Below are 1,347 nucleotides of genomic sequence, written 5' to 3' on the forward strand. Positions count from 1 at the left end.
TGATCAGGAGACAGTGAGGATGTGGGTGAGCCCCGCAGCGACCGTTCCTGACCCTTCAGGAGACTGACTTCGGGTCTTTATCCGGATCTGTCGGTTCGGTTGCTGCGGGGCTCGCTGCACTCACCAGACGTGGCGGTGTGACCTCATAGGAGCCTGTGCCAGCAGGCACCCATCACTGTCTTGTCCGCTCGCCCGGCGGTGCGTGCCGCCCTGTCGGTTGCGAGCGAGGAGGACGGCGATGACCACCATCGCACCAGAGATTGTCCTGGGCCAGGTCCAGGTGGCCGGCGGCGTGGACACCCATGCCGACACCCACACCGCTGCGGTGGTCGACACCGCCGGCCGCAAGCTGGGTGACCGGCAGTTCGATGCCACAGCGGCTGGCTACCGGCAGCTGCTGGCCTGGCTGCGCAGCTTCGGCACGTTGCTGGTGGTCGGGATCGAGGGCACCGGCGCTTACGGCGCCGGCTTGGCCCGGCACCTGCGCCTCGAGGGCGTGGCACTGCTGGAGATCGATCGGCCCGACCGCAAGCTGCGCCGGTTGGCCGGCAAGTCCGATCCACTCGACGCCGAGGCCGCCGCCCGCGCCGCCCTGGCCAGGGCGCGCACCGGCACCCCGAAGGACCGCAGCGGGCAGGTGGAGGCGTTGCGCAACCTGCGGGTGGCTCGCAGCAGCGCCGTCGCCCAGCGCGCGGACTGCCAGCGGCAGATCAAGTCGCTCATAGTCACCGCCGTCGAGCCGCTGCGCGCCCAGCTGCGCGGGCTCAAGAGTGCCCGGCTGATCGACACCTGCGCCGGCCTGCGCCCGGATCCCGCACGCATCGGTGAACCGGAGCAGGCCGCCAAAACGGCGCTGCGCACTCTGGCCCGCCGCCACACCGCCCTCACCGAGGAGATCGACGAGCTGGACAAGCTCATCGGCCCGTTGGTCACCGCCATCAACCCCGACCTGATGACCCAGACCGGAGTCGGCGCCGACGTCGCCGGGCAACTACTGGTCACCGCTGGCCAGAACGCCGACCGCCTGCACTCCGAACCGGCCTTCGCCATGCTCTGCGGCGTCGCCCCCATCCCCGCGTCCTCGGGAAAGACCCACCGCCACCGACTCAACCGCGGCGGCGACCGCCAAGCCAACGCCGCCCTCTACCGTGTCGTCCTCTGCCGCATGCGCTGGGACCCACGCACCCGCGCCTACGTCGAACGCCGCACCAAAGAAGGCCTGTCCAAGAAAGACATCATCCGCTGCCTCAAGCGCATGATCGCCCGCGAGCTCTACTACGTCCTCCGCCCAACCCAACCCGCCGAAAACCTCGCATCAGCAGCTTGACCATCCATAGGAGCATCCTG

General features: G+C 69.5%; 1 protein-coding gene. It reads left to right on the forward strand.

Going from position 1 to position 1,347, the window contains the following annotated elements:
- The first annotated feature begins 238 nt into the window (after positions 1-238).
- Positions 239-1,327, forward strand: coding sequence for an IS110 family RNA-guided transposase (locus C5507_RS22000; RefSeq protein WP_104530602.1), 1,089 nt, complete (start codon positions 239-241; stop codon positions 1,325-1,327).
- Positions 1,328-1,347 lie beyond the last annotated feature (20 nt).

The organism is Blastococcus saxobsidens (assembly GCF_002938435.1).
Classification (GTDB): Bacteria; Actinomycetota; Actinomycetes; order Mycobacteriales; family Geodermatophilaceae; genus Blastococcus; species Blastococcus saxobsidens.

What these genes read in the sequence shown, in the direction of transcription:
- C5507_RS22000 (WP_104530602.1), top strand. Translation starts at nt 239, where the DNA reads ATGACCACCATCGCACCAGAGATTGTCCTGGGCCAGGTCCAGGTGGCC.